The organism is Polaribacter marinaquae (genome assembly GCF_038019025.1).
GTDB lineage: Bacteria > Bacteroidota > Bacteroidia > Flavobacteriales > Flavobacteriaceae > Polaribacter > Polaribacter marinaquae.
In genome coordinates, this window is the sequence record NZ_CP150496.1 from 2,709,995 (window position 1) to 2,726,003 (window position 16,009).

Annotated in this window: 17 protein-coding genes; 9 read left to right on the forward strand and 8 right to left on the reverse strand. The window is 29.4% G+C overall.

The genetic code is table 11. The features are described from left to right. Positions 1-40: 40 nt before the first annotated feature. Positions 41-463 (forward strand): hypothetical protein, encoded by a 423-nt coding sequence (locus tag WG950_RS12050; RefSeq protein ID WP_340932669.1) that lies wholly within the window; start codon positions 41-43, stop codon positions 461-463. A gap of 66 nt (positions 464-529) precedes the next feature. Here WG950_RS12050 and cdaA read toward each other — a convergent pair whose 3' ends face one another. After that, a complete protein-coding gene (cdaA, locus tag WG950_RS12055) occupies positions 530-1,306 on the reverse strand; it encodes a diadenylate cyclase CdaA (RefSeq protein WP_077810037.1) in 777 nt (258 codons plus the stop codon). A 190-nt stretch (positions 1,307-1,496) separates the two neighbouring features. Then, complete coding sequence (gene folP, locus WG950_RS12060; RefSeq protein WP_079737227.1) at positions 1,497-2,321, reverse strand: dihydropteroate synthase; 825 nt, start codon at positions 2,319-2,321, stop codon at positions 1,497-1,499. A 107-nt stretch (positions 2,322-2,428) separates the two neighbouring features. Here folP and WG950_RS12065 point away from each other — a divergent pair, with 107 nt between their 5' ends. Together WG950_RS12065 and WG950_RS12070 are read left to right on the forward strand one after the other, a co-directional pair. Beyond that, the gene (locus WG950_RS12065; RefSeq protein ID WP_079737226.1) at positions 2,429-2,965 is read left to right on the forward strand and encodes a DUF1599 domain-containing protein; all 537 of its coding nucleotides are present in this window, start codon (positions 2,429-2,431) and stop codon (positions 2,963-2,965) included. A gap of 35 nt (positions 2,966-3,000) precedes the next feature. Further along, complete coding sequence (locus WG950_RS12070) at positions 3,001-3,963, forward strand: BT_3928 family protein (RefSeq protein ID WP_340932674.1); 963 nt, start codon at positions 3,001-3,003, stop codon at positions 3,961-3,963. A gap of 26 nt (positions 3,964-3,989) precedes the next feature. Here WG950_RS12070 and WG950_RS12075 read toward each other — a convergent pair whose 3' ends face one another. Then, entirely contained in the window at positions 3,990-5,291 is a 1,302-nt protein-coding gene (locus WG950_RS12075; RefSeq protein WP_340932675.1) for a voltage-gated chloride channel family protein, read from the reverse strand. A gap of 202 nt (positions 5,292-5,493) precedes the next feature. On the opposite strand from WG950_RS12075, the gene WG950_RS12080 reads away from it, so the two are divergent. Next, positions 5,494-6,195: a crotonase/enoyl-CoA hydratase family protein gene (locus WG950_RS12080; RefSeq protein ID WP_340932676.1), complete on the forward strand. Its 702-nt coding sequence runs from the start codon at positions 5,494-5,496 to the stop codon at positions 6,193-6,195. A 118-nt stretch (positions 6,196-6,313) separates the two neighbouring features. On the opposite strand, the gene WG950_RS12085 is transcribed toward WG950_RS12080, so the two are convergent. From WG950_RS12085 to WG950_RS12095, 3 genes are all read right to left on the reverse strand, one after another. Beyond that, the gene (locus tag WG950_RS12085) at positions 6,314-6,925 is read right to left on the reverse strand and encodes a DUF1684 domain-containing protein (RefSeq protein ID WP_077810031.1); all 612 of its coding nucleotides are present in this window, start codon (positions 6,923-6,925) and stop codon (positions 6,314-6,316) included. Positions 6,926-6,928: 3 nt separating this feature from the next. Beyond that, positions 6,929-7,474: a DUF4252 domain-containing protein gene (locus WG950_RS12090; protein ID WP_340932680.1), complete on the reverse strand. Its 546-nt coding sequence runs from the start codon at positions 7,472-7,474 to the stop codon at positions 6,929-6,931. Positions 7,475-7,622: 148 nt separating this feature from the next. Beyond that, positions 7,623-8,678, reverse strand: coding sequence for a branched-chain amino acid aminotransferase (locus WG950_RS12095; protein WP_340932681.1), 1,056 nt, complete (start codon positions 8,676-8,678; stop codon positions 7,623-7,625). A 120-nt stretch (positions 8,679-8,798) separates the two neighbouring features. Between WG950_RS12095 and WG950_RS12100 the strand changes: the two genes are divergently transcribed. The 5 genes from WG950_RS12100 to WG950_RS12120 all read left to right on the forward strand — a co-directional run bounded on the left by WG950_RS12100 (position 8,799) and on the right by WG950_RS12120 (position 13,797). Further along, positions 8,799-9,323, forward strand: coding sequence for a DUF4920 domain-containing protein (locus tag WG950_RS12100; protein WP_340932683.1), 525 nt, complete (start codon positions 8,799-8,801; stop codon positions 9,321-9,323). A gap of 12 nt (positions 9,324-9,335) precedes the next feature. Beyond that, a complete protein-coding gene (mnmD, locus tag WG950_RS12105) occupies positions 9,336-9,989 on the forward strand; it encodes a tRNA (5-methylaminomethyl-2-thiouridine)(34)-methyltransferase MnmD (protein ID WP_340932685.1) in 654 nt (217 codons plus the stop codon). 183 nt (positions 9,990-10,172) lie between these two features. Then, positions 10,173-11,714 (forward strand): hypothetical protein, encoded by a 1,542-nt coding sequence (locus WG950_RS12110; protein ID WP_340932686.1) that lies wholly within the window; start codon positions 10,173-10,175, stop codon positions 11,712-11,714. Between the two features lie 72 nt (positions 11,715-11,786). Continuing rightward, positions 11,787-13,607: a cytochrome-c peroxidase gene (locus tag WG950_RS12115; RefSeq protein WP_340932687.1), complete on the forward strand. Its 1,821-nt coding sequence runs from the start codon at positions 11,787-11,789 to the stop codon at positions 13,605-13,607. Between the two features lie 58 nt (positions 13,608-13,665). Further along, entirely contained in the window at positions 13,666-13,797 is a 132-nt protein-coding gene (locus WG950_RS12120; RefSeq protein WP_299065674.1) for a hypothetical protein, read from the forward strand. A 148-nt stretch (positions 13,798-13,945) separates the two neighbouring features. Here the strand turns inward: WG950_RS12120 and WG950_RS12125 are convergent, their stop codons facing one another. After that, positions 13,946-15,058: a glycosyltransferase gene (locus tag WG950_RS12125; protein WP_340932692.1), complete on the reverse strand. Its 1,113-nt coding sequence runs from the start codon at positions 15,056-15,058 to the stop codon at positions 13,946-13,948. Further along, complete coding sequence (locus tag WG950_RS12130) at positions 15,055-16,005, reverse strand: lysylphosphatidylglycerol synthase domain-containing protein (RefSeq protein ID WP_340932694.1); 951 nt, start codon at positions 16,003-16,005, stop codon at positions 15,055-15,057. The genes WG950_RS12125 and WG950_RS12130 overlap by 4 nt, the downstream gene beginning before the upstream one ends. Positions 16,006-16,009 lie beyond the last annotated feature (4 nt).

A 16,009-nucleotide genomic window follows, 5' to 3' on the forward strand; every position in this document is an offset into this window, starting at 1 on the left:
TAATTGTTAAATTTGGTATTCAATCTTAAACAATATAAAAATGAAAAAAGTATTATCAATTGTATTTATTGGTGCTTTAATGTTTACTTCTTGTAAATCTAACACTAAAGATGTTAAAGAAATTAAAGAAACTGAAGTAATAGAAAACACAACTGAAGTTGTTAAAAAAGAAGTAGAAACAGACATTGTTGTAGAAAAACCTACGGAATCTGGTTTAGTTGGTATTACAATTCCTTCATTTTCTAATGATAAAATTGTAGAAAACTTAAAGGCATATACTGTTTATGCAAGAGATTATATAGCAGCAAATGGTAATGTTGCAAAGATTACTGCAATTGCTGCAAAAGGTAAAAAATTATTAGATGAAGGAAGAGAAATGGCTTCGAAATTACCAAAAGAAGAGCAGGAAATGTATGCTAAGGTAATGGCTCAAATTCAGTCTAAAATGGCACCAGCTAAATAATTATAGTTACAGTTATAAAATAAAAGGCTCTCTTATTTAGAGAGCCTTTTTTATTTGGATGAAGTATTACATTAGGTCTTTTCTAACCTTTTCGTTTAAGTCTGTATAATTAGCGTATAATTCAAAACCACCGTCTTTTATATAAGAGATTTCTCCTGTTTCTTCTGAAACTAAAAGACAAACAGCATCTGTTTTCTCAGATACACCAATTGCTGCTCTATGTCTTAAGCCAAACCTTGCAGGAATCTTAGTGCTATCAGAAATTGGTAAAACAACTCTTGTAGCTACAATATAATTATCTCTAATAATTAAGGCACCATCATGTAAAGGACTATTCTTATAAAAAATACTCTGTAATAAAGCGTCGTTTAAAAGCGCATTCATTGTATCGCCAGTATTAATTAAAAAATCTAAACTATTTGTTCTTTCAATAACAATTAAAGCACCCGTTTTAGATTTAGACATTTTTTGGCATGCTTCTATAATTGTTTCGGTATCAATATCCGAACCAATTTCTGTTTGTAAAAATTTTAATTGTTTTAAAAAGTTTCTTTTGTTGGTAAAATTAGTTGTACCAATCATTAATAAGAATTTTCTTATTTCTTGCTGAAAAACAATAATTAAGGCAATTACACCACCAGAAAGTAAATAGCCTAAAATTCCGCTAAGCATTTCCATTTTTAAGGCTTGTGTAATTTTCCAGATTAAGAAAATTAAGGCAATACCAATTACAATATTTATGGCGACAGTTCCTTTTAAAAGTTTATAGATGTAATAAAGTAATATTGCTACTAGCAAAATATCTAAAACATCTAACAAAGAAAATTCTATAAAATCGAGCATAAAAATTAGTGATTTTAGGCTAATGTACTAATAAATAATTTGGAGAACAATATCAAAATCTATAATAGATAATAATTATATTAATTTAATATAAAATAAAGTAAATTAACAAGCTTAGCCCTGATTGAACGGTTTGTTTGAGCTCTTTTGAGGAACGAAAAAAGCGAGTAGTGAAAGCAGGAAATAGCTTCTAAAAAGAAATTTTATTTACAATTTTAACTGCTTCGATTGCTTCTTTTACATCGTGTACTCTTAAAATATTTGCACCATTTAAAAGCGCAATTGTATTTGCAGAAGTTGTTGCGTTTAAAGCTTCTTGTGCAGTAATGTCTAGTGTTTTGTATAACATAGATTTTCTTGAAATTCCGGCTAAAATGGGCGCGTCTAAAGATTTAAAGAGACTTAAATCTTTAAGAATTTCAAAATTATGATCGATAGTTTTACCAAACCCAAAACCAACATCAATAATTACATCATTAAGTTTTAGCTGATGTAATTTGTGTATTTGGGCAGCAAAAAAACTAATAATTTCTTGAATAACATTGTTATAAACAGGGTTTTTCTGCATGTTTTGTGGTGTACCTAACATGTGCATTAAAATATAAGGTACTTGAAGATTGGCAACGGTTTCGAACATGTTGGTGTCCATATTTCCGCCAGAAATATCGTTTACAATAGCTGCACCGGCATTTATGGTTTCTTTGGCAACTTTACTTCTAAAAGTATCTACAGAAATGATAATTTCAGGAAAATTTTTAAGCAATAAATTAATTACAGGAACAATTCTTTGTAACTCTTCTTTTTCTGAAATATGCTTTGCACCTGGTCTAGAAGAGTAAGCGCCAACATCGATAAAGGTTGCGCCATCTTTTAACATTTTTTCTGTTTGAGAAAGTATATCAGACTCGTTTTTGTATTTACCGCCGTCAAAAAAAGAATCGGGTGTAATGTTTAAAATTCCCATAACTTTAGGCGATGAAAGATCGATTAAGGTTCCTTTACAATTTATGGTCATTTTACTTATTTTTAAATTATGAATGCAGTTTTAAAAAACTTCTGTAAAAATAAAAGAAAAGCTTATAGTATTTAGTATTTTTGAACAAATACTTTTAATAAAATAGAATGCAAGATACATCTAAACAATATGATGCTGTAATTAAAGAGTGTAGAAGTTTATTTATAAAAAAAATGAGCGATTATGGTTCTGCATGGAGAATTTTACGATTACCATCTTTAACAGATCAAATATTTATAAAAGCAACTAGAATTCGTCAATTACAAGAAAATGAAGTAAGAAAAGTAGACGAAGGTGAGAAATCTGAATTTATTGGAATTATAAATTACTCTATTATGGCTTTAATTCAGTTAGAAAAAGGTGTTGTAGAAAATCCGGATTTAAATACTGATGAAGCAACTGTTTTATATGATGCACATGCGAAAATTACCAAAGAATTAATGATGAATAAAAATCATGATTATGGTGAGGCTTGGAGAGATATGCGCGTTTCTAGTTTAACTGATTTAATTTTACAAAAATTATTACGTGTAAAACAAATTGAGGATAATAAAGGTAAAACGATTGTATCGGAAGGTATAGACGCTAATTACCAAGACATGATTAATTATGCAGTTTTTGCCATGATTCACTTAGGGAATTAGAGGTTCTTATTAAAAATGTGATTAAAACCAACAAAATGAAAATAATAATACAATTATTTAGAATTATAGTAGGAGCCTTGTTTATTTTTTCTGGCTTTGTAAAATTGGTAGATCCTATTGGTTCTCAATATAAATTTCAAGAATATTTCTCTGAAAGTGTTCTAAATATGGAGTTTTTAATTCCGTATGCATTGCCTTTTGCAATAATTTTAATTGTAGCAGAAATACTTTTAGGAGTGATGATTTTAATTGGTTACAAACCCAAAACTACAGTTTGGAGTTTGTTAATTATAACTGTAATTTTCTTGTTTTTAACTTGGTATTCTGCTTATTACAATAAGGTTACAGATTGTGGTTGTTTTGGTGATGCAATAAAATTAACGCCTTGGGAAACTTTCTATAAAAACGTAATTCTAATTGCACTAATTGTAGTTTTATTAATTAAAGTTGAATTGATAAACCCAATTTTTAAAGGTAAAATTCCGAAAATAATTACCTTTTTATCTTTAGGTATTTTCTTATTTATTGTACAACATGTTTTAACACATTTGCCAATAATAGATTTTAGAGCTTATGCAGTTGGTAAGAATTTACAAGAAGGAATGCAATATCCTGCGGATGGTTCTATACCACCAGTTCACGATTTTATGTTAGAAGATACACGGCAAGATTTAGCGCCAGTTTTATTAGAAAAAGAAAAAGTAATGCTGGTAATTGTCTATAATTTAGACAAGTCTGATGTTAAAGGTTTTCCGGCAATTAAAGATATTGCTAACAAAGCAATACAAAAAGGGTACACGGTTTATGGAGTATCTGCTTCTTTTTCTGATGATTTAAATCTTGCTAAAGAAAAATATAATTTGCCTTTTGAATTTTTATTTTGTGATGAAACAACTTTAAAAACAATGATTAGAGCAAATCCAGGAGTTATAATATTAAACAAAGGAACTGTAACTCAGAAAAAAAATTGGGTAGATGTTTATGATTTAGAATTGTAAATAATCAAAAATATATAAAAAAAGGATTAATTCTTCTTGCGCAGATTGTCTGCATCAGTAAGTGTTAATCCTTCTTCTTTTTTATGAAACAGATGTTTAGAACTACCTATAATTTGAGCAGAATAAATACCAGAATGTCCAGAAAATAAGTATGCACTAGTACATGCTAAAGCGATAAAAACGCCAGATTCAATTCCGAATAATTCAATTCCCATAATTGTACATGCAATAGGGGTGTTGGTTGCGCCAGCAAATACAGCAACAAAACCCATACCAGCTAATAAAGGCATTGGTAACGGTATAAACCATATTAAAACATTACCTAAAGTTGCACCGATAAAAAATAACGGAGTAACTTCTCCGCCTTTAAATCCAGCACCAAGTGTAAATGAAGTGAATAAAAGCTTTAGGATAAAATCGTAAGAATTTAGGTTGATGTCAAATGCATCAACAATAGTAGGTACACCAAGTCCCATATATTTTGTAGTGCCAATAAAATACCAAGTAATTGCTAAAATTACACCACCAATTACTGGTCTTAGTGGCGGATATTTAATTAATTTTTTAAATGTTTTTCCCCAGAAATGTGTAGATTTTGAAAACAACATACTAGTTAATCCAAAAATAATTCCTGCTAATAATGCCCACAATACAGTAACTGGCGTTAACTCTGCTACGGTAGAAATTGTGTAATGTGTATGATGAGAAATTTGCCAAAAATCGCAAAAATAGTTGGCAAAAACCGCTGCTAAAAAACTAGGAAGAATTGCATCAAATTTTACTCTACCAATAACCATTACTTCTAAAGCAAATATTGCACCAGCTAAAGGTGTGCCAAACACAGAAGAAAAACCTGCACTTATACCTGCTATTAATAATATTTTTCTGTCTAAATTAGAAAGTTTAAATAGTTTGGTAAATTGATCTGCAATTGCACCACCAATTTGAACTGCTGTACCTTCTCGACCCGCAGAACCACCAAATAAATGCGTTAAAATTGTTCCTAAAAAAACCAAAGGTGCCATTTTTAAAGGAATTACTTTTTTAGGGGAATGATATTCTTCTAATAACATATTGTTTCCTTTTACAACACTTTTACCAAAATAATGATATGACAAACCAATAATTAAACCGGCAATTGGTAGTAACCAAACAATCCAGATATTTGTTTCTCTATAAGTTGTTGCCCATTCTAACGTCCATAGAAAAATGGCAGATGCACTTCCTGTTAATGCGCCAACAAGTAAACAGATAAAAATCCATTTAAATAGAAAAAGCAAAGAGAAACTTTGTTGAAAAGAGAAAAAGAATTGTTTAATTTTTGTCATGAAATTTTGCAAAATCTTAAGTTTAAGTATTATTAGAGTTCATTTAATAATTAACTATTTCTTAAGTTTTTAAATGTGAAAGGGCAAAAATAAACAAATTTATATTAAGAAGATTTAAACTTTTACCAATCAAATACTAATAGAAATTCTTTTCTTTTTAAGATTTTATTGTACCTTGTTTTAACTAATTAAAAATAATAGAATGAACGAATTTGTTACCTATAAATCTAAAGAAAATTATGCATTAATAACAATTAATAATGGTAAAGCCAATGCTATTTCTCCTGCTGTTATTGAAGGTTTAAATTTAAGTTTAGATAAAGCAGCACAAGAAAATAAAGTGGTGGTTTTAACAGGACAAAAAGGAATCTTTTCTGGAGGTTTTGATTTAAAAGTTATGACAAAATCACCTGAATCTGCTAAAGAATTAGTTACTAGTGGTTCTAAATTGTCTTTAAGAATGTTATCTTATGCTAAACCTATAATTATAGCTTGTTCTGGCCATGCAATTGCTAAAGGTGCTTTTTTATTATTATCTGCCGATTACAGAATTGGTGTAAAAGGAGATTTTAAAATTGGTTTAAATGAAGTTTTAATTGGTATGACAATGCACAATGCAGGTATTGCAATTGCAAAAGCGCGTTTGTCTAAAGTATACTTAAATAGAAGTGTAAATAATGCCGAAATTTATAATACTAAACAAGCTGTAGATGCTGGGTTTTTGGATGTTATTGTAGAAGAAGATCATTTATTACCAACTGCTATTAAAGTTGCAGAAATGTCTTCTAAATTAAATGCAAAAGCACATGCAGAAACCAAACTAAAGGTTAGAAAACAAGATTTAATTGATTTAGAGAAAGCTATTGCAGCAGATTTAGAAGCAGATATTTCTATTAATAAGTAATATGTTATTTAAATTTCTAATTGCTAGCAAATAGGTTTAGCCCTGATTGAACGGTTTGTTTGAGCTCTTTTGAGGAACGAAAAAAGCGAGTAGTGAAAGCAGGAAATAGCTTCTAAAATTATTTTTTAAAGTCTTTAATTCCTGCTGTGACTTCTAAGTCGATGTGATTTTTTCTTGGCGTTAACGGGCAAGAATACTTGTCGTTATAGGCACAATAAGGGTTGTATGTGTTGTTAAAATTTAACTCTATTGTATCATCTTTTTTTATGTCTGTAAGCATTACATCCATATAACGTCCGCCACCATAAGATTGGTCTGCAGAGGTATTGTCTGTAAATGGAAGAAATAAATAATCTTTATATTTTTCGTCTCTTAAATCGTCTTGACTTTGGTAAATAGTTAGTTGAATATCTTTGCCTTTTAATTTGAAATTTAATTTGCCAAATTCTTTATACAATGGTTTTCTGTCTGTAGTTGTTGCCATTTCAAAAGTTGGCGCATTTGCTGTTCTAATTAATTTTGCAGTTACAATAAAAGTAGAATCTACGGGAAAAAAATCTAAACCTTTAAATTTTTTTAAGTCTCTTTTTTTTAAAGGAGATATAGAAGCGTCTTTATAATTTGCATTTAATTTTTGTTGATATTCTGTAACGCCAACCAATGGTCTTTTACCTTGAGAGTTACAAGATATCATTAGTAATAAAGTAAAAACAACTATTATTTTTTTCATTTTTTAATTTGGATTAAAACCAGGAGTGCTTTTTGTGCTTGGTGATATTTTATAATTCTGAATTAATTTATTTGAAAGGTTTTCAAATTGATTTTCATCTGATAATTTTTTAATTTGATTAGGATCAAAACGACCTTTTAAGTAAAATACAGATGTTTTTGCTAATGTAGAATTAAAAATGATTGCTTGAGTAACAACATCGCCATCTTCTTTTACAGAAACTATTTTTGTTTTTTCTGGCTGATTGCTTCGAAGCATATCGGTAAAGTTGTTGTCTGTTACTAAGTTCATTTCATTAATTAACAAGTTTTGCTTTTGCTTCGAGATATTGTTAAAAGTGATAAATTTAAAGTCTTTTACGTTGCCAAATAAGTTGTTAATTTCAGGAGAAATATTAGTTAACAATGCACGCATAAAATTAGGAACCTGAAATGCAGTTACGCCAATATCTTTTTTGTGATTATTAAAAAAACTTTGGAAAGTTTTACCGCTACCACAAGAAATAAGTAATAAAAAAGCAGCTAAAAAAGTAATAAATTTAGTTTTCATGTTTTTTTTATAAAAGTACAAAATTAATCAAATTAAACTTTCTTGATTATGTATTAGATCCTATAGATATATACTTTAAAAATATTGTAAAAAAAAGCACTAAGTTTTTACTTAGTGCTTTTATGTTTTATGCAAATTTAAAATTTATTTATAGTTGAACTCTCCAACCATAAGGATCTTCTGCTTTATTTGTTTGTATATCTGTAATTGTTTTCTTTAAAAGAGCAGCATACGGCTTTTCTAATTCTGGTAAATCATAGTCGTTTTCTTGAAAACCAAAACCTGCAATAGGAGAAATTACGGCAGCAGTACCTGCACCAAACATTTCTTTTAATTCGCCAGATTTTGCAGCAGCAATTACTTCTGTAACAGAAATTTTTCTTACTTCTACATTAATACCTAAATCTTTAGCTATTTGAATAATACTTTTACGTGTAATTCCGTCTAAGATTCTATCATTTGTTGGGCTAGTAATTAACGTGTCGTTAATTCTAATGAAAATATTCATTGCACCAGCCTCTTCAATATACTCGTGTGTATTGTCATCTGTCCAGATTACTTGGTTGTATCCTTTTTCTATGGCTAATTGAGTTGGGTAAAATTGAGCAGCATAATTACCACCAGCTTTTGCAAACCCAACACCACCATTTGCAGCACGCGCGTATTTTTCTTCAATTAAAACTTTTACTTTACCAGCAAAGTAAGCACCAGAAGGCGCAGTACAAATCATAAATTTATATTCGTCTGCTGGAGATGCATGAAAACCGTTACCCGAAGCAAACATAAATGGTCTAATATATAAAGAACTACCTTCTTTTGTAGGTATCCAAGCGTCATCTACCTTTAGTAAAGCTTTTAAACCGTTCATAAAAGTTTCTTCTGGTATTTGCGGAATTACCAAACGTTCTGCAGATTTATTTAAACGTTTACAATTATCTAAAGGTCTAAATAATAATGTATTTCCGTCGGCATCTTTGTAGGCTTTCATACCTTCAAAAATAGATTGTCCGTAATGAAAAATCTTAGCAGAAGGATCTAAAGAGATTGGTGCAAAAGGTTCTACAACAGCATCTTGCCATTTTCCGTCTTTAAAAGTACAAGTTAGCATATGATCAGAATAAACACTACCAAAAGGTAAGTTATTAAAATCTACTGTGTCTATCTTCGACTTTTCTATATGTTTGATTTCTATGTTAGAATTCATAATTTGTTTGATTAAATTTCTCTACAAATGTACATAATTTATTCATCTGTAGTAACATAAAAAAGGTCGTTTTACTGTTAAATTGATTACATTTGTAAACAAGTTATTAAAATAAATCATATGAAATTAGTTGTAAAATTATGTGCTCTAGCACTTTTAGTATTAACTGGATGTAAAGAGGTTAAAAAAGGAAGTAACCAAGAAGCAACAACACCAGCACCACAAACATTTGCTTTTCAATCTTACGGAGATGAAATTTCTAAAGACAATGCTTTAACTTCTAAAGAAATGTTGGCAAAGTTTGAAACAATGAATGTTGGCGATACTATAGATGTAAAATTTGCTTCTAATATTAAAGAAGTTTGTGTTAAAAAAGGATGTTGGATGAAGTTACCTTTAGAAAACGAAACAGAAACAATGGTGCGTTTTAAAGATTATGGCTTTTTTATGCCTTTAGATTCTCAAGGTAAAGAAGTAATTGTTGCAGGTAAAGCTTTTGTAAAAATTACGCCAGTAGATGAGTTAAAGCACTACGCAGAAGATGCAGGTAAAAGTGCAGAAGAAATAGCAAAAATAACAGCTCCGAAAAAAGAATATGCTTTTGAAGCAAACGGAGTGTTATTAAAATCTGAAATTACTTTATAATAAAGTTCCATTTTGAAAAGAGAAATACTAATTACTTCGGATGGTTCTTCTACCATACATTTACCAGATTGGGATGAGCAATATCATTCTAAAAATGGTTCTATCAATGAAACCTACCATGTTTTTATAAAATGTGGTTTAAAAGAAGTTGTTACAGACAAAGTATCTATACTAGAAATTGGTTTTGGTACAGGTCTTAACTGTTTTATAACTTATTTAGAAGGTAAAAAAGAAATTGATTATGTTGGTGTAGAAGCTTACCCTGTTACTGCAGATGAAATTGATAAAATGAATTTTGTTGCTGTTTTAGAAGCAAAAGAACAAGAAGAAGTTTTTAAAAAAATGCATGATGTTTCTTGGGAAGAAAAGCATCAGATTTCTGACAATTTTTCTTTAACAAAAAGAAAACAATTTTTTGAAGATATAAATGATGAAAATGCTTTTAATTTAATTTATTATGATGCATTTGGGGCGCGTGTTCAACCACAACTCTGGACCGAAGAAATTTTCTTAAAAATGTACAAAGCATTAAAGCCAAACGGAATCTTAGTAACTTATTCTGCAAAAGGTAGTGTTAGAAGAGCTATGCAAGCAGTAGGTTTTTTTGTAGAACGTTTACCTGGGCCTGCAGGTAAAAGAGAGATGTTAAGAGCTACAAAAAAGTAGTGTTCTTTAAAATATACTATCGAGCGGTAAGGGTTGTTTTTACAATTTTTACCGCTCGTAATATTTAGATAAAGTTCTTAACTTTTATCTAACCCTAGTTTAACAATATGGTTTTTCTTAGTTAACAATCCCTTTTTTTTATAATTATAGTTTTGGCATCATAACTAACTTTTAATTATAATCATGAAAAAACCAATTACAAAATTATTTTTAGCGCTTGCATTTATGAGTGCTAGTTTTACTTTAATAACAAGTTGTGCAGAAGACGGCTTAAACGGAATTGACGGTGTAAACGGTCAAGACGGACAAAATGGGCAAGACGGAAAAGATGGTGAAGATGGTAAAGACTTTACACCAACTCCAGATTTATTTTCAAACAAATCTACATTATCTCCTTTAGTAAAAATTAACGCAAATTACACAGATTTAAAAGCGTATTCTTTAATAAGTTCTACAGATGTATTATCTAACGGTTTTCGTTTATTAGGTTCTCAAGATGGAGCAGGATTTTTAAAGGACGGAGACGAGTATATTTTAGTAGTAAACGCAGAAGATGATTATGCTGTTTCTAGAATTCGTTTTGATGAGTTTATGAATCCTTTAGAAGGAGATTGGTTATTAAACGCAGGTGTTGCAGATTTTGCAAGACAATGTTCTGCTACAATGTGGGAAAAAGATATTCATGGTGGCGATAAAGATATCTTCTTATCCGCATCAGAAAGTATTTCTTACGATGTAAAAGCTATCGACCCTTGGGTAGAATCACCAACACCAACTGCAGATTTCGGTTTAGATGCTTTAGGTGAGTTTTCTTGGGAAAACGCAGTGCCATTGCCAAAAAACACATATGCTGGTAAAACAGTAATTATTGGTGGAGATGATGACTCTAGCGGATCTGAAGGGCAAGTAACAATGTATGTTTCTGAAAACGGAGATGCAGATTTAGAAAATGGTAAAATTTATGTATTAAGATTTAAGCAGGTTTCTGATGGTGCAAAAGGAGTTAAAAGCGTTGATGCGTCTACTGTTTATAATGAAGGTAGTTTAGATTTTGGTGCTACATATGATGTAGAGTTTGTAGAAATAGAAAATGGAGCAAGCATGACAAAGAATGAAATGGAAACTGCTTGTACAAATGTTTTTGCATCTCAGTTTATGAGAGTAGAAGATGTAGATTACCAAAAAGGTTCTGATGCAAGTGCAAGAAATGTATTCATCGCAGTAACAGGTAGAGGTCCAGGAAGAGGAACTTATAATGACTGGGGTACTGTTTATAAATTAGAGTTAGATGATACAAATCCTTTAGAAGGAAAATTAACTCAAATTATTAGTGGAAATACAGATACAAACAACAAAGACGGTAACCTAGCAGAATTGCAAAGTCCAGATAATATTTGTGTTACAGAAAACTATGTGTATGTACAAGAAGATCCTAATTCTTTTAGCAGAAATCATGCAGCGCAAATTTACCAAACAGATTTAAGTGGTAACAATGCAAATGTTGTTTTAGAGTTAAAAATAGAAAGTAACTTGTCTCCAACAGGAAGTAGTAATTTTTCTGGAGAATTTGGAGCATTAATAGATGTTTCTGATAAAATAGGACAAGCAGATACTTTTATTCTTGCATTACAACCACATTATTGGCAAAGTGAAGATTTTAGATCTACAAATTTACCTCATAATCAAGGTGGTCAAATAGTCTTATTACAAGGTTTACCTAGATAATTAATACCAAATTAATTTTATAAAATGAGTCTCCATGTAATATGGAGATTCATTTGTTTTTATACTTTTTTTATGAAAATTAAAACGACTTTATTTATTTCAATCTTAACATTATTACTAGCTATTTCTTGTAAAGACAAGCAAGAAAAAGAGTACATTACTAAGGTAGATTGGTCTACTGCTCAAAATTATTATGTAGAAAATATTTCTAAAGCAATTAGTTATTTAGATAGCTTAAAACAAGAAGGGTTTAAAGGTGATAAAACCAAGTTTTACTTTAAAAAAGTAAGAGAAAATTTTAAAAGAGCAGAACCTTATGTTTCTTATTTAAATCCAGAAGTTGGGCATCGTGCCAATGGGCCAGCATTACCTATTTATAAAGAAGATAATGGCAAAATATTAGAGCCAGTTGGTTTGCAAAAAATAGAAGAAAGTATCTACGATTTAGAAATATCAGAACTAGATTTTAAAAAAGAAATCTATGTTACAAAGGGGTTATTATCGGTTTTAAAAAAAGGTGCTTTAAAAAGAAAATTAAATACGCAGCGATTTTTTATTGCTACACATCAGCAATTATTTAGAATTGCTAGTTTATCAATTTCTGGTTTCGATACGCCAGTAAGTCATTTAGGAATCTCAGAAACCATAACTTCATTAGAAAGTTTATTATTCGTGTATTCTAAAACACTACAACCAATAATTAAGAATACTAATAAAAATTTAGATTTTGAGTTTCAAGAAAACATAAAAAAAGCAATAGCTTTTATAGAGAAAAATACAGATTTTAATACTTTTGATAGATACACTTTTACAAGAGATTATTTTAATGCTATTACAAGAAATTGGGTAGCAATTAGAAAAGAATCAAAATTATGGCAACCCGTAAAATCTGAACCTTTTAATTTTGATGCACCTACTTTTTTCGAAAATAATTCTTTCAATTTAAATTACTTTACTCCGCCATCAAATAGAAATCCTACAGAAAAACAAATAAGTTTAGGAGAAAAATTATTCTCAGATCCTAAGTTGTCTAAAGACAAAAAAATGGCATGTATTAGTTGTCATTTGCCAGCAAAAGGTTATGCAGATGGTGTTGCTTTAAATAAAGATAATAAAGGTAATTTGTTATTAAGAAATACACCAACGTTAATCAATTCTGCGTTTCAAAAAAGCTTCTTTTGGGATGGTCGATCTCGTAATTTATTAGATCAAATTTCGATGGTGTTTAACAATTCTAAAGAGTTTAATACAGAGGTTCATACGTTTTCAGAAGATATTTTAAAAGATACAACTTATGTAAAATTGTTTACAGAAGCTTATAATACAGTGCCAAAAAGTAATAGAGAAGTAATTAAAGCAATTTCTTCTTATGTATCTACATTAAATAGTTTCAATTCTAAATTCGATAGAAATATTCGAGGACAAGAAAATACATTTAAAACAAACGAAAAGAAAGGTTACAATTTATTTATGGGAAAAGCACTTTGCGCAACGTGTCATTTTATGCCATTAACAAACGGAACCGTTCCGCCATTTTTTACAGAAACCGAAAAAGAAGTTATTGGTGTGCCAGAAACAAATCAGAATAAAAAATTAGATGACGATTTAGGTTTTTATTGGCGTTACAAAGAAGAATTACACAAAGGTATGTTTAAAACACCAAGCATTAGAAATGCAGCAATTACTGCACCTTACATGCACAACGGAGTTTACAATACGTTAGAAGAAGTGCTTAATTTTTACAATCTTGGTGGCGGTGGTGGTCTTGGTTTTAACTTAGAACATCAAACTTTACCTTTCGATAATTTAGAATTAACAACCCAAGAACAGCAAGATATTATTGCGTTTATAGAAACGTTAACAGACAATCCTGCAGAATCCGAGAACTATTAAAGTTAAAAACTTTTGGTGTCGGTACATTTTTTTATCTTCGTTATTAAAATATTTTTGAATGGAGTTTAAAAGAAAATTTGGAAGAAAGAAAGAAGCAAAACCTAAAAGAGGACTTTTTCTAGTCTTATTGTTAGCAGTTGCACTAATACTTTGGTTTAAAGCTGAAGCATTAATGAACGCTTTATTTTAATTTTTTAGAAGCTATTTCCAGCTTTCCGTTATATCTTTTTTCAGCTGTTCTTGTAAATTTGTTCATTCTTCGCAAATTTAAAAGAACAGTTCTAAAAAGGATGCCACTTCAATCTGGGCTAAACTTGTTTGCAAACTTTATTGCATTGTTATTTTTTAAATGTTCTTCCTTTCCAATTATATTTATAAAAAAGTGATTTAAAAACGATAAACACACTAAAAAAAGGATATAAAATACTGCTAAAAAGGTACCATTTGTAAAAAGAATTTTTATGATTGTAAAATCTTATAGTTGGGAGAAATAAGAATATATCGATACTTATTTTCACAAAAATTGGCGTTAAAATAATTAGTAAGCTATTCGATAAGAAGATGCTAAGTACAACGCTAAGATTTACAAGAAAAATTAGTAAACCAATTAATTTTACAGAAGTAGATTTTAGCTTACTTGTTTTAGAAGCCCAACGCACTCGCTGGTTTATTAAACCTGAATTTGTTGTAACCGGAAAAGTAGCCACCATAGCGTTTTTAGATTTTAAAAACTGAACATCTTTTTTGTAGACTTCTTTAAATTTTTCGAATAAGAAAATATCATCACCGCTTGCAATAGAGGTATTGCCTTTAAAACCATTTAATTCTAAAAAAATATCTTTTCTGTACGCTAGGTTTGCACCATTGCATAAAAAAGGAAAACCGATTCCGAAACCACCAATTGTAGTTGCTTGCAAACTCATAAAATCTAGTAACTGAAACTGTTCTAAAGAGTTGTTTTTAACAATGTAGTTTACAGGAGCAACTACCATCTTAGGTTGTTTTTGTTCTATGAAACTGCTAAAAGTTTTTAACCATTTGTTGGGTAAAACACAATCTGCATCCGTAGTAATAATCCAGTTATTTTTAGCAATTCCTATTGCCGAGGTAATAGCATCTTTTTTTGGTGAATTAGAAACGCGCTTGTTTTTAAGAATCGTATAATCAATTTCTATTTCTTTTAAAGTGTTAGAAATGATGTTGGTAGAATTATCAGAAGAATCATCATCAATAAATAAAAACTCTACAAAGTCTAAATTGTAATTTAGTTCTAATATCGAATTTAATAATAAAGGCAATTTTTCAGCTTCATTTCGAAACGGAATAACAACTGTAAATTTGGTGAAAATCGTACTTTTATTAGTAAACTCTTTAACGCTAACAAATCCTATTGTTAAAACGATAATTAATATCGCATAAAGTAAATACAGAAAAAACAGTATATAAATCATGCTTGTTGTTTAGGGCTAAATGTAATTATAAAATAACTACCAACAATAGAAGGTATAACAAAATTAAGAAGCCACATTAATGTTGTAATACTTAAGATTGTTATTGAGTTTACACCTAAAATTCCAAAAATAAATAAGGCGACCGAACCTTTTAAAACCGCATCAAAAATTGATAACATTGGTATAAAAGAACTTAATAAATACATAGAACTAATGGCGGTAATAGCTTCAATATAGGTAATGTTCGTTTTAAAAATCATCAATAAAAAATAAAATTGATGAGAAAAAATAAGATATCTAAAAAATGAATATAAAGCTATTTTTAGATGTGTTTTTGTTTTGATTTTTACAATACCATTTCTAAAAATTTCTAATTTAGAAAGTAACAGTTTCCATAGAACTATTATTAAAATACAAGAAGCACAGGTTAAAATTAAAACGTTATAAAAATTAGAAAGATCGAAGTTTATTGGATAGTTTTTGTAAAAATATATGAAACCTAAAAAACCAAAAAACACTGTTGCTACTAATTGATGTAAATTACCAATTAGGTTTAAATGCATTATTTGTATGCTGTTTTTCTTTTTAAAATACAATGCTTTTGCACCATATTCTCCAATTCTATTAGGTGTTATTAAAGAAGCTGTAAGAGATGCTAAAGATTGTTTTGCGGCAGTAAATATGCTAATTTTTTTCAATTCTTTAACAAGTGTTTTCCATTTTAAAATTTCTAAAAACCAGTTGCCAAAAGTAAATATTAGTAAAAAGCTGCAATTTTTTAACGAAAATACTTTAGATTGACTCAAAACGTTTTTAAATTCATTAAAAGATAATAACGTGTTGTTGTTTAATTTTTGCCAAATAAAATAAGCACAAACAAATACAATCGTTAGTTTTATGAGCAACCAAAAGATTTGTTTAGATTTGTGTGTTTGCGAATATTTCATTGTT